The organism is Hydrotalea lipotrueae, from assembly GCF_019249625.1.
Lineage (GTDB): Bacteria > Bacteroidota > Bacteroidia > Chitinophagales > Chitinophagaceae > Hydrotalea > Hydrotalea flava.
Map to the genome: position 1 here is coordinate 1 of NZ_JAESDL010000009.1, position 13,107 is coordinate 13,107.

8 protein-coding genes and 1 CRISPR repeat array (1 of these 9 only partly in view) are annotated in these 13,107 nt (G+C 38.0%); of the genes, 3 read left to right on the top strand and 5 right to left on the bottom strand.

Annotated features, from left to right (window positions below; all coding sequences use genetic code 11):
* Positions 1-122 precede the first annotated feature (122 nt).
* The gene (locus JK139_RS06995; RefSeq protein WP_218330909.1) at positions 123-614 is read right to left on the bottom strand and encodes a hypothetical protein; all 492 of its coding nucleotides are present in this window, start codon (positions 612-614) and stop codon (positions 123-125) included.
* Positions 615-1,116: 502 nt separating this feature from the next.
* Here JK139_RS06995 and JK139_RS07000 point away from each other — a divergent pair.
* The 3 genes from JK139_RS07000 to JK139_RS07010 all read left to right on the top strand — a co-directional run bounded on the left by JK139_RS07000 (position 1,117) and on the right by JK139_RS07010 (position 5,782).
* On the top strand, positions 1,117-3,237 hold the full coding sequence (locus JK139_RS07000) for a ComEC/Rec2 family competence protein (RefSeq protein ID WP_218330910.1): 2,121 nt from the start codon (positions 1,117-1,119) through the stop codon (positions 3,235-3,237).
* A 54-nt stretch (positions 3,238-3,291) separates the two neighbouring features.
* On the top strand, positions 3,292-4,788 hold the full coding sequence (gene purH, locus JK139_RS07005; RefSeq protein ID WP_228733156.1) for a bifunctional phosphoribosylaminoimidazolecarboxamide formyltransferase/IMP cyclohydrolase: 1,497 nt from the start codon (positions 3,292-3,294) through the stop codon (positions 4,786-4,788).
* A gap of 76 nt (positions 4,789-4,864) precedes the next feature.
* The gene (locus JK139_RS07010; protein WP_218330912.1) at positions 4,865-5,782 is read left to right on the top strand and encodes a DMT family transporter; all 918 of its coding nucleotides are present in this window, start codon (positions 4,865-4,867) and stop codon (positions 5,780-5,782) included.
* A gap of 9 nt (positions 5,783-5,791) precedes the next feature.
* On the opposite strand, the gene JK139_RS07015 is transcribed toward JK139_RS07010, so the two are convergent.
* The 4 genes from JK139_RS07015 to JK139_RS07030 form a co-directional block, all read right to left on the bottom strand.
* The gene (locus JK139_RS07015) at positions 5,792-7,102 is read right to left on the bottom strand and encodes a DUF7033 domain-containing protein (protein WP_218330913.1); all 1,311 of its coding nucleotides are present in this window, start codon (positions 7,100-7,102) and stop codon (positions 5,792-5,794) included.
* 12 nt (positions 7,103-7,114) lie between these two features.
* Positions 7,115-8,494: a LutB/LldF family L-lactate oxidation iron-sulfur protein gene (locus JK139_RS07020; protein ID WP_074420376.1), complete on the bottom strand. Its 1,380-nt coding sequence runs from the start codon at positions 8,492-8,494 to the stop codon at positions 7,115-7,117.
* A 49-nt stretch (positions 8,495-8,543) separates the two neighbouring features.
* Entirely contained in the window at positions 8,544-9,134 is a 591-nt protein-coding gene (locus JK139_RS07025; RefSeq protein WP_074420377.1) for a DUF3109 family protein, read from the bottom strand.
* A gap of 521 nt (positions 9,135-9,655) precedes the next feature.
* Positions 9,656-11,095, bottom strand: coding sequence for an ATP-binding protein (locus JK139_RS07030; RefSeq protein ID WP_074420378.1), 1,440 nt, complete (start codon positions 11,093-11,095; stop codon positions 9,656-9,658).
* 445 nt (positions 11,096-11,540) lie between these two features.
* A CRISPR array of direct repeats spans positions 11,541-13,107; the repeat unit is 47 nt; unit sequence GTTGTGATTTGCTTTCAAATTCTTTTTATCAGATCTTTGATAACAAC (it continues 249 nt past the right edge of the window).

Here is a 13,107-nt window from a genome sequence, read left to right on the forward strand (position 1 = left end):
GTAAGTGGCTATTTAATGATGTAGTGGAAAGATTGATGAATCAAATTCCACATCCTTACAATTATCTAAAATCCCTTTGCGCTTATTCTACCTAATCCTATTTTATTTAAACAATAGGAATGTTAAATTAAAATCATACCGTCTTCCCCTTTGTCTACCAATGTAACCCCCAGTTCATTGTCATCAATACTTTTGCCCAATGTGCCTGAGCAGAAGGGGGGGCATAAACTCATTGCATTATACGCCAGAACATTGCTTTGCCCGCTGGCATCGGTATAGTAAATGTCTTTATTCAACATGCCTACGCCGGTTTCGTTGTGTTTGGTACCTACCATTACCAAGGTTTGGCGGCCGGCATATTCTGGTTTTTCCGCATAATCCGCATCGTAAGCACCAAAATAAAATTTAATACCATCGGCTCCATGGCTTTTGGCTTTGGCAATAAATTCCTCCATTTCTTCAATACTCCACCAGCCACTTAATGAATCTTCTTTACCAATTCTTTCACTGTTGTGTACCCAACGTTCTTGTTTGTAATTACGGATTACTTTGTCAACATGAGCGGTATTTACGTATTTACCAACCTTTAATGATTTTTTTTCAATAGTTTGCATAGCTGTAGGTTTTTTAGATGTTTAAAAATTTGTTGTTTTTGAATGACAGAGTAAAACTATTTAATAGTTTTTTTGAATTATATTCAGAACCCTTTGTTTATCAATCAATTACAGATTAATTTCATTCATAAACAATTCAGCACTAACCTTTTTTATGTACAAACCCGCAAAAAAAACCGTAAAAACACGGGGTAAAAAACCGTAAAAACACGGTATCAAAAACACGTAGTAACCCGCAGAAAAAACCCCGTAAAAGCACGGTAAAAAATACCGTTTTATTTTTTTTAACAATAATTACCTCAATTCAAAATAAGTATAGAAATTAGCTATGGGTTGACCGCCAACCGTTTTTACAAATCCAATATCCTAAGGCTTAGCCCAGTTATTTCCTCAAAATTTCTTCTGAATGTTTTGGGGAAATTTTTTTATACCCTGCCGTAAACAGCAAAAACGTCGATAACATTTTCCTGATTGTGTAATCTGTTGTATTTTTCTTTTTTCTATGCATACATCTGCCCACCCCATACCGCAACATTTTGGCCCCAACTGGCTGCAAAAAGCACCCATGCTGCGTTTGCTGGTTCCTTTTATGGCCGGTATTTTGTTGCAATATCATTTTTCCATTACTTTTTTAACGCTGCTGGTGGGTGGATTGGGCGGTTGCCTGTTGCTCACTGCTTTTCAATTATTACCACTTGCCTGGCGCTACCATTGGTTTTGGGTAAAAGGATGCATACTGCAGTTTATTTTTATAGTATTGGGCATGAGTGTGTATACGCTGCAGGTACAACAAACCCAACCCGCACCCTTGTTACAGCCGGGAAAACAGGAAATACTCGTACAATTTGATGAACCGCTTACAGAGCGTGATAAAACTTATAAGGGGGTAGCCACTTTGCAACAACAAATTGTGAAGGGCAGGCCACAAATGGCTAAAGGTAAAATCATCCTCTATTTTCAAAAAGATACGGCTTTGTTACGGCATATTCCGGCTATACAAGCAGGAACATTGTTGTTAATGCAGGCTACTGTGCAACCCATTGCCAATTCGGGTAATCCCGGTGCTTTTAACTACATAGCCTGGTGCCACCGGAAAGGTATTTATTATCAGAGTTTTGTACCCATGCGGCAATGCGTTGTGGTAACCGGTGGACATTTATCAACCCTGCAAACTACGTTATGGCAACTACGCAAAGGTGTTTTACAAATTTTAGATAAATATATTCCGGATAAAGATGCCCGGGGTGTGGCTGCAGCTTTGTTGATTGGATATCGTAATTATTTAGACCGCGAACTGGTGCAGGCATACAGCAATGTGGGTGTGGTGCATATCATTGCCATTAGCGGGTTGCATTTGGGAATGATATATGGGTTATTGTTCTTTTTACTGGCACCATTGGAACGTTCGGCAAAATGGCGGCCGGTGAAATATTGCTTAATGTTAAGTGTTATATGGCTATTTACCGCAATTGCCGGTGGCGTGCCTTCTATTGCCCGCAGTGCAGTAATGTTTTCATTCATTATTTTGGGGCAATGGTTAAACCGTAACACCCATATTTACAATAATCTGGCCGCTTCTGCATTCTTCTTGTTATTGTACAACCCTTTTAATTTATGGGATGTGGGTTTTCAGCTTAGTTATGCAGCGGTATTGAGTATTGTGTTATTTCAGCCCATTATACAACAACAACTGAACTGGCCGGGACTGCTTAAAAAAATAGGACAATTAATGGCCATTACGCTTGCTGCACAAATACTCACTTTGCCCATCAGTTGGTACCATTTCCATCAGTTTCCGGTTTATTTTTTATTGGCCAATATTTGGGTGGTGCCATTGTCAGGGTTGTTATTATATGGGTTAATGGCACTTTTATTGGTGCATAGCTGGCCTGCGGTTGCGGTACTTTTCGGTAAATTTTTGAACAATGGAATTGAATGGATGAATGCGGGTATTACTGCTATTGATCATTGGCCGCATGCGATTTGGGGTGGTATTCAAATCAATGCATGGCAGACAGGGTGTGTAATCATAGCCATTGCCGGCATGGGTTATTGGTTTTTACAGAAAAAAACAGCAGGTATTTATTGGGCACTCCTGGCTACTTTATTGTTTGCCGGCATTCGTTCGGCTGATTTATTGGAAAAGCAACAGCAAACCAAACTCATAGTTTATCAGGTGCCCAAAACGACAGCTATCGATATTATTCAGGGGCGTAACTGCCGGTTTATAGGGGCGCCTGAACTTTTGGAAGATGGATATCTGCGAAATTTTCATTTGCAGCCCTCCCGTATTTTACATCGTATACAAACTATTCAGGTGTTAGATACCCAATTAACCGCACCTAAAATCATTACCCTGCAACAAAAACAGATTGTATGGCTCAACAATCGGCTAACTTTATCCTCATTACCGGCTCCGTCTATACATCCAGAAGTAGTGATTCTTTCCCAAAATCCAAACGTTTCGCTGCTGGAAATACACCGGCAATGGCCTTGTAAACAGTTTGTTGCCGATGGTAGTAATTCCTTGTGGAAAATCAATCAATGGAAAAAAGAAGCCGAGGCTTTACATTTGCGCCTTCATTCCATTCCCGAATCGGGGGCTTTTACTTTAAATTTATAGCCACCGCGGGTTATTCCGGCAAACAACCAATCGTACCATAGTATGCAAAAACAAATGAAGTCGGCCCTAGTTTCAGTTTTTTATAAAGACGGATTAGCGCCCATTGCCCGGCAATTACAGGCATTAGGAATTACTATTTATTCAACCGGTGGCACCCAACAATTTTTAGAAAAAGAAGTGGGTGTACCCTGTGTAGGCGTTGAAACACTTACCCATTATCCGAGTATTTTGGGGGGAAGGGTAAAAACCCTGCATCCGGCCGTTTTTGGCGGAATTTTAGGCAGAAGAGCAGAAGCACAGGATATGGCCGAAATGCAACAGTATGCCATTCCTGAAATTGATTTGGTGATAGTGGATTTATACCCTTTTGAAGAAACTGTTGCTGCCACCCATGAAGAAGCAAAAATTATTGAAAAAATTGATATTGGCGGTCCGTCAATGATTCGTGCGGCTGCCAAAAATTTTAAAGATGTAATGGTAGTGGCAGCTAAAGAAGATTATGCTGCTTTACTGCAATTGCTTACTGAACAACAAGGTGCCACTACATTGGAACAACGGCGTGCCTTTGCCGCCAAGGCTTTTGAAGTAGTGATGCATTATGATGTAGCTATTCACCAATATTTTACACCCCCGGCTTCTTTAACAGAGCAAGTGTTGCGTTATGGAGAAAACCCGCATCAGAAAGCCGCATTCAGGGGTAATTTAAGCGCTTTGTTTCAGCAACTGCATGGAAAAGAGTTATCGTACAATAATTTGGTAGATGTAGAAGCGGCCATTCAATTGTTGTTAGATATTAAAACGGTAGCCAAACAACCGGTATTTGCCATCTTTAAACATACCAACGTATGTGGCATTGCTGAAAGGCCGACTTTGAAAGAAAGCTGGGAAGCTGCTTTAGCCGGCGACCCGGAAAGTGCTTTTGGCGGGGTGTTGATTACCGATCATATTGTAGATGCCGCAACCGCAACCGCTATTCAGGAAATATTTTTTGAAGTATTGATTGCCCCGGGCTTTGATGCCGAAGCCCTGCGTATTCTGCAGTTAAAAAAGAACCGCATTTTATTGCAATTGCATCCTGAAATTACATTAGAAAAACAACAACAAAAATCATTACTCAACGGCATATTGCAACAAACTGCCGATGAAGGAAATATTTTGGAATACAAAGAAACAGGTGGAAGAACTACAACCGAATGGGAAAAAGAAAATTTATTGTTTGCCAATTTGGTTTGCAAACATTTAAAAAGCAACGCAATAGCATTGGTGAAGGATAAACAGTTGGTGGGAAAGGGTTGCGGACAAACTTCGCGTATTGATGCCTTGCGGCATGCCATAGAAAAAGCACAGCAATTTAATTTTTCACTGAAAGGTGCTGTATTGGCCAGTGATGCTTTTTTCCCTTTTAATGATTGTGTACAAATTGCACATGCTGCCGGCATTGAATGTTTTATTCAACCCGGTGGTTCTATTCGCGATAAAGACAGTATTGATTATTGTGTGGAAAATAAACTGGCTATGGTATTTACCAACTTGCGCCACTTTAAACATTAAACACAACCATTGTAGTGCTTTTTATTAATCTGATTCAATTAGGCCACTTCAGTTTATAAGTGGCCTTTTATACACCATGCAAACAAAAACTAAAGCCTATATTGCTTTTGCTGCCACCGGTATTTTATGGGGCAGTACATGGGAAGCCAGTAAAATTGGGGTAGGTACCTTACCCGGTTTACAATTTTCAGCCATACGGCAGTGCATTGCCGGATTGTTGATAATAGGTTATTTTATGGCTAAGGGGCAACCACTACCTACACGCAGACAATTTGTATTTTTAGCAGGAATGGGTTTTTTTACTTTCTTTTTATCAAATGGAGTGAGTACCTGGGGGCTTAATTATATTTCCGGGGGTATGGCTGCACTCATTGCAGCTATGTATCCATTATTTGTTGTTCTCATTGAAATTATTTTCTTCAAAAAAAATATAGCACGTCCTGCCACTTTTTTGGGGCTTGCAATGGGTATAGGCGGTATTGTATTGGTATTTTATGAAAATGCCATACATCAAAACACGCCGCATTATTGGAAGGGTATATTACTTTGTTTAATTGCTACGCTCGGTTGGAGTGTGGGTACTATTTTACTGGCCGGAAACACTTTACAAATACATCGGCAATATGCATTGGGTTGGCAAATGTTTTCTGCTTCTTTTTTTATAGGTTTCCTGGCATTTGTTACCGGTAATCATATTCCGTTTCATCAAATTACACTTACTTCATGGTGCGCCATGGCTTATCTTGTTGTAGCGGGTTCAATCCTGGCTTTTAAAGCATTTTTGTATACGATGGAACATTTAACACCTTCGGTGGCTGCATTGTATGCATATATTAACCCAATTGTAGCTTTGTTAATTGGAGCTGCTTTATTGAATGATGCTTTAACTTTTACAAATATTGTTGGTTCGCTGATTACTTTGGCAGGTGTTTATATTGTGAATAGAAGTGTACAAGTCCATACAATGACCATTGCCGATGCCGAGGGCATGTAGTACCCATATTTACGGTGTTGTAAAAAAATTGTAAAAAGCTTGTTTCCACGCTTTCATATTCCACTCATTACTAATGCAGTGATTATGCCATACCGGCATGCAAAAACCTTTTACCGATTGGGTTATTGCTATCAATTGCTGTAACTCGGTATAAGCGGCCTGTGGTGTTAGCTTTTGTTGAAAAATAGCGGCTGTATCCATCCAGCAAAAAGGGTAAACCGTTAGGTGGGTGGTAGTTTCTTTTGGTAAATGATACCATTGAAACGGTTGTGCATAGGATGCTCTAAACCCATTTGCTGTGCTGTATCCCATAGAATAGTCGGCGGTAATACCTAACTCAATCAGTTGTTCATAGCTTTCCGGTAAATGAAAGTGTAAGTAATGAAATCGGTTTTTGGTGATGGGAGATTTTATAAGGTTAGTAAGGATTTTTATTTCCTGCTCAGCTACGGCTAAGTTCGGTGCCGTACTGCTTTGTACCGATAAATGAATGCCCGTTTCAAATTGCTGGCTGATGCGTTTAATGAGCCTTTGCATTCCTTTTTTATAGGGTGCAATATTTTTATCTAATTTATGTTTATTTTGGGATAGCAGAAAAAAGAATAATGCAGGAAGGTGCTGGGTAGTTAATATTTGAGTCATCTCATCAAATACGTCAAACGGATCACGTTGGTTGCCGGTAAATACACGTGCTGATTCTGTAAATTTCTCAAAATTTCCTGTTATCATGGCTTTAAAAAAATCTGCCATGTTTTTTATGATTCCCCGGTAATGGTATTTAAATGCCATATCAATATCAAAACCGGGAATAAATGTGAATGAATGTTGGGGTAATTGGTATGCAGGAAACAGGCATTGCATTTTTTTTTCAAACTGTTGCAACCACAAATCAATTATGGGTATTTGGAGAAAATTTTCACGATAGGCTAAGCTTTTGTTTGCAGGGAACCTGCCAAAACTATCCGTTTCATGTGGTAAGTATTCTTCGTAACGGGATAGTAAATAAAATGATGCAGCAAAAATATCAAAGCCTAATTCACATCCAAAACAAAAAAAAACGGGTAGTTTAAACCAATTGTCAATATATATCCGTTGTTTGTGTATATCGGTTTGGTGTAACAGTCCGTGTGGTATAACATTTAAGCAAGGGCACTGAACCGTTAAAGTGGAGTAATTAATTTTAATGGATTTACACTTTTCAAAAAAGCGCAGGTCATGCGTAATTTGCCAATGTTTGCCTAACAAGGTTTCCATAATATAAGTTAACCTGGGCGAGGGTTCTTTTGCAAACAGCAAGTGTGTGGGGTTAGCAGCTTTCATAGGTAATACATGCTATCGTTTAGGTGCCTGTTCTTTCCACAACTCATTAAAAGTTTTTGGGCTGAACTGTAATGCGGTTCTGTGTTTAGTCCAGTCTTTGAATAATCGATGCACCATTTTGGTTTTCAGCTTTCCATTGCCTGTATTCATCATGCCTCTGTGCAGGCTGGCCATTTTCCAGGCTTTCCAGGCCAAACGTTCTGAGAGTCCACTATTGCCTTCCTGAACCGATTCGTGCCTGTTTTCTAACAATAATTCATGCAGATTAATACGTACCGGACAAACCTCTGTGCAGTTACCGCAAAGTGAGGATGCAAAACTGAGGTGTTGATACTCCTTCATTCCCTTTAAATGGGGCGTAATTACACTGCCAATGGGGCCGCTGTAGGTGGTTTCATAGCTATGGCCACCAATATTTTTATATACTGGGCAGGCATTTAAACAGGCACCGCAGCGTATACAGTACAATGCTTCACGGGTTTTTGCATTGGCCAAAAGGTTGGTGCGGCCATTGTCTAATAATATCACATACATTTCTTCAGGTCCGTCTGTTTCACCGGGTTGCCGCGGCCCTGTAATAATGGAATTATAAACGGTAATTTGCTGGCCAGTGCCAAACGATGACAATAAGGGCCAAAACAAAGGCAGGTCATACACCGAGGGTAACACTTTTTCAATTCCCACAATTACAATATGGGTATTGGGCCAGGCGGTTGTTAAACGTGCATTGCCTTCATTTTCAGTAATGGCAATACTGCCAATATCGGCCAGAATAAAATTGGCACCGGTTATCCCAATTTGCGCCGCAGTATATTTTTCCCTCAATTTTTGCCGGGCAATCTGCGTAATTTCACCGGGGGTTAAGCCACCGGGAACACCCAATTTATCGGCAAACAATTTAGCTACATCTTCCTTGCTTTTGTGCATGGCAGGGGTAACAATATGGTAGGGTGGTTCGCCATCCAATTGTTGAATGTATTCTCCCAAATCGGTTTCTACACTTTCAATGCCATTGGTTTCTAAAAAATGGTTTAAGTGAATTTCTTCGGTAACCATACTCTTGCTTTTTACAACAGTAGTACAGTTTTTAGCTTTACAAATATGGCCAATGGCAGCCAGTGCCTGTTCGGTATTTTCGGCCCAGATAACCTGCGCCCCACGGGCTGTTATTTGTTTTTCGAATTGCTCTAATAAAGTATCTAATTGTTCAATAGCACGCCATTTAATATTCTTGGCTTTTTCGCGAACAGCAGGCAGGTCGGCAAATTGTTGTTGCCCTTTTGGAACGGCAGCATTGTATTTGCCAATATTGAAATTAATTTTTCGGCGATGGTCTAAATCGGGTGCTTTAATGGTGCTTTTTGCAATAAAACCTGCTGCATTTTTGTTCATATCCTCTCAATTTAATGCTGATAAACACTTGCAATTTGAATTCAAAAAATTATTTTTTGGCCAGGCGCATATTTTCGGCGGTTGCTGACAGCGCTTCATAAAATTCGGTACCATATTTTCGAATCAGTGCATCTTTTAAGAAAAGATATACCGGTACTTTTAGTTGTTTACCCAGCGAACAGGCCGGACTGCACATCTTTTCCCTTGGTTCATAATTTACATATTCCACATCTGTATGTTTTTTACTGGCCGAAATGCGAATGGGGTATAAGTGACAGCTGATGGGCTTTTTCCATTGGGTTAGGCCTTGCATATATGCTTGTTCAAAAGCGCAAAGAATAACACCTTGCGCATCACGTTTGCCATAAATACAAATGCCTGAGCCAATGGTTGGGGTTACCCAGCCAAATTCCTTATCGTACACTGCTTCACCCTGTTTTTCCAGTTCTTTCAGTCCCGCTGCACTCATAAACGGCTTAGCTGCGGCAATGCTGTTTTTTATTGCGTTCAATTCGTCTATTTCCAATGGCGCACCGGCATCGCCATCCTCACAACAACCGCCTTTACATTTATTTAAATCGCATACAAATTGTTCTTCTACTACAGCATCGCTGATTAATACCTGATCAATTGCTATCATTTTATGTAATCGGGTTTAAATGGGTATTGGTTACAAAGGTAAAAGGTTTGGGGAAGTGATGGGTTGTTTGCGGAAGATAGCTTTTTGATGAAGGTAGAAAGCCGAAGGCAACTGATTCATTTAAAAATTCTCAGACATTCATTGTGGAATCAGCATTCATATACATTTTGTTCGTTTTATTATAATAAAGCGAAAAGGTGACCAACATACAGACATATTTCAAACGGACAACGAGTAAGCCGACCCACAGGCAAAAGCCAAAGTGACTTGTCCTGAAATAGGTTGACAAAATTGTTAACTTTATTTCGCACAAAATGAGTCAAAAAAAACAAAAAAGGAAATTGTTGCCGAGTATTTGACAGGCAACTACACTTATCTTTGATAACAACGATAAAGGTGATTATAGTAGGGATGTGTCAAAAAACACTGGCTCGAAAGTAATCATCTTTATTTTTTAAAAGGTACTCGTTGTGATTTGCTTTCAAATTATTTTTTTTCAGATCTTTAATGGCGTTCTATTGTCATGTGTTTAGTCTTTGCTTTTGTAAAATAGTGTTCTTTCCAACAGTGTATGCATAAACTGATGCAGGAATATATTTTAATTTTAAGTCGTCTATTTCTTTTGTGCCTTCTTTGTCTATAGTTGTAATTAAAGACGTTTTCAAGTTGTTGTCTCTAAGGAATTGCAGTAGAGGTTTTAAGTCACCTGGTTTTTCAAAAAACTGATTACTCCATTTGATTTCTACAGCCCATTGAGGTTTAAAATTTTTGTCGTCAAGTTTTACCATATCAACTTCTCCTTTCTGCCATCTCGCATAATATGGAGTGAACCAATCTCTGTGCAGCCATTGAGCATAGATAGCTGTTTCAACCATGTTTCCTATGAACGGGTCAGTTGGTTGTAGCGGAGCAAACAACGCACTTCGCAACGAAGGATTAGTCAGGTAAATTTTGAACTGTGTTGCTCGTTGAAATTGTTTGGGCTTATTTGAAATTTTATGAACAACTTTTATAAGAAATGCAGCTTCTAAGTATTCAATGTAACGTTTAATGGTGTTCTTTTGAACGCCTGAATTTTTACTCAATTCTTCAAGGCTTACTTCTCCGGCACTGTTATATGCAATTGCCGTAAATAGCGAATTGAGTTCTTGAACGTCTCTTATTCCGTAAAGGCTGGGCAAGTCTCTTAATAAAACTTTGTCGATAATGTCACTTCTGATGTAGCGTCCCGGATTGCTTTGAATTTTATCTGAGAAAATAACTTCGGGATAACCACCATAATTGATATAGTCCAAAAAATACTTGTTAAGTTCATTTATATTATTGGTGCTGTAAAACTTTGTCAAACTACCTTGCCAGTCCAAATTGGTTTCTGTGATTAGTCTGTTTAATTGTTTTAAATGTAGAAACTCATTAAAAGTTAAAGGTGGTAACATGAAATCTGTGAATCTTCCTGCACCGCTCTCGTTACTCTTAAGTCGTAAAGCAGCTGCAGCAGAACCCGAGACCACAAATCGAGTATGAGGATAACTGTCAACCAATGACTTTAGATGCACTTCCCAATCTTTTAAATATTGTATTTCGTCAAAGAAAATAAACCACCCTTTAGGACTATATTGTTTTGTTGCTTTTCGGCAAAAGGTAAAAAGTTGCTCTAAACTAATATTGTTGTAAATAGGCGTTTCAATAGATATGAAAGCTATTTTCAGAGGGTCAATTTCGTTTTCAAGAAGATTTTGAACTGCATGATACATCATTACTGTTTTCCCAACTCTTCGAGGTCCCATTAGAACAACAGCACGTCTAACACCTGTCTCTGTAACGAGTGGCATGAATAAGTCAAAATATAATCTCCTTTGCATCGAGGTATAATAATCTTCTACTGTTCCTGTCACCCACCAAGGATTTTCAAATCTTAGTCGGTCGAGAACCTGTTCTTCAGAGTATGGTAATAAAGTCATTTTTAGTCATTTAATATCGCAAAAATACAATAATAAGATTATTGTACAAATCTTATTTATCATAAAATTGTGTCAATAAGGAAATTTACTTTAATAATGTTGCTTAATTGTCAGAATTGGTTGACGCTAAAATACGCTTGCTATCAACAGTTTGCGTGTTGCCGTAGTTGGCAATTTCGGTGCACTTCACTGTCAACCTGCACAAAGGTTTGATAGTATGTCTCGACCTAAAAAAAGTTTACACTATTTGGTTAATAATCCTAACACAAGTTTACATATAATTGTTAATACTAAATAAGGTTAACATTAAAAATGTTAATTGTTGCCGAGTATTTGACAGGCAACTACACTTATCTTTGATAACAACGATAAAGGTGATTATAGTAGGGATGTGTCAAAAAACACTGGCTCGAAAGTAATCATCTTTATTTTTTAAAAGGTACTCGTTGTGATTTGCTTTCAAATTCTTTTTATCAGATCTTTGATAACAACATTAAATCATTTATTCGTCAGCCCACCTGAGTTGTGATTTGCTTTCAAATTCTTTTTATCAGATCTTTGATAACAACCTTTTTATTATTTTTTTTGTTGCACATGCAGTTGTGATTTGCTTTCAAATTCTTTTTATCAGATCTTTGATAACAACGCTAACAAAGCAAATGCAGAAGCAGACGCAGTTGTGATTTGCTTTCAAATTCTTTTTATCAGATCTTTGATAACAACTAATAAAATACCTGCATAACCATTATTGAGGTTGTGATTTGCTTTCAAATTCTTTTTATCAGATCTTTGATAACAACCAGGAACTAATGATGATGATACAGGCTGTGGTTGTGATTTGCTTTCAAATTCTTTTTATCAGATCTTTGATAACAACGTATACGACACAGACCCATACAAGAGAGCTGTTGTGATTTGCTTTCAAATTCTTTTTATCAGATCTTTGATAACAACAATCATCATTTGTCTTTACAGGCTCCTCTAGTTGTGATTTGCTTTCAAATTCTTTTTATCAGATCTTTGATAACAACATAGTTATATTTGGGCTAATTTGATTGATGTTGTGATTTGCTTTCAAATTCTTTTTATCAGATCTTTGATAACAACATTGAACTTAGGTTAGGTTTTAGCCCATTTGTTGTGATTTGCTTTCAAATTCTTTTTATCAGATCTTTGATAACAACTTGGGGTGCTAATCAAAATACTCCGACTCTGTTGTGATTTGCTTTCAAATTCTTTTTATCAGATCTTTGATAACAACAGCTACGCTTTAAGTGAGATTAAAGTTGTTGTTGTGATTTGCTTTCAAATTCTTTTTATCAGATCTTTGATAACAACGTTGGTACGCCAATTACAATGGAGATATTAGTTGTGATTTGCTTTCAAATTCTTTTTATCAGATCTTTGATAACAACCCTGCACCTATTCAAACGAGCAATAGTGTAGTTGTGATTTGCTTTCAAATTCTTTTTATCAGATCTTTGATAACAACAAGAAAATGCAAATGTTGAAGCATTGAACGTTGTGATTTGCTTTCAAATTCTTTTTATCAGATCTTTGATAACAACAATCCTTCAATTGTATTGCCACCTCCAGTAGTTGTGATTTGCTTTCAAATTCTTTTTATCAGATCTTTGATAACAACTTATATTACCAAAAAGTAACCACCGGTTACGTTGTGATTTGCTTTCAAATTCTTTTTATCAGATCTTTGATAACAACCAAGAGTTACAAAAGCAAATGTGGGATTACAGTTGTGATTTGCTTTCAAATTCTTTTTATCAGATCTTTGATAACAACAATGTGTTTGCTATCCGAGTTAATTCCTGAGTTGTGATTTGCTTTCAAATTCTTTTTATCAGATCTTTGATAACAACATACAACTGCACAATACCGCACACCCATTGTTGTGATTTGCTTTCAAATTCTTTTTATCAGATCTTTGATAACAACACTTTTTCATTACGCAACCAAAAAAGATTAGTTGTGATTTGCTTTCAAATTCTTTTTAT

What these genes read in the sequence shown, in the direction of transcription:
- JK139_RS06995 (WP_218330909.1), bottom strand. Translation starts at nt 614, where the DNA reads ATGCAAACTATTGAAAAAAAATCATTAAAGGTTGGTAAATACGTAAAT.
- JK139_RS07000 (WP_218330910.1), top strand. Translation starts at nt 1,117, where the DNA reads ATGCATACATCTGCCCACCCCATACCGCAACATTTTGGCCCCAACTGG.
- purH (WP_228733156.1), top strand. Translation starts at nt 3,292, where the DNA reads ATGAAGTCGGCCCTAGTTTCAGTTTTTTATAAAGACGGATTAGCGCCC.
- JK139_RS07010 (WP_218330912.1), top strand. Translation starts at nt 4,865, where the DNA reads ATGCAAACAAAAACTAAAGCCTATATTGCTTTTGCTGCCACCGGTATT.
- JK139_RS07015 (WP_218330913.1), bottom strand. Translation starts at nt 7,102, where the DNA reads ATGAAAGCTGCTAACCCCACACACTTGCTGTTTGCAAAAGAACCCTCG.
- JK139_RS07020 (WP_074420376.1), bottom strand. Translation starts at nt 8,494, where the DNA reads ATGAACAAAAATGCAGCAGGTTTTATTGCAAAAAGCACCATTAAAGCA.
- JK139_RS07025 (WP_074420377.1), bottom strand. Translation starts at nt 9,134, where the DNA reads ATGATAGCAATTGATCAGGTATTAATCAGCGATGCTGTAGTAGAAGAA.
- JK139_RS07030 (WP_074420378.1), bottom strand. Translation starts at nt 11,095, where the DNA reads ATGACTTTATTACCATACTCTGAAGAACAGGTTCTCGACCGACTAAGA.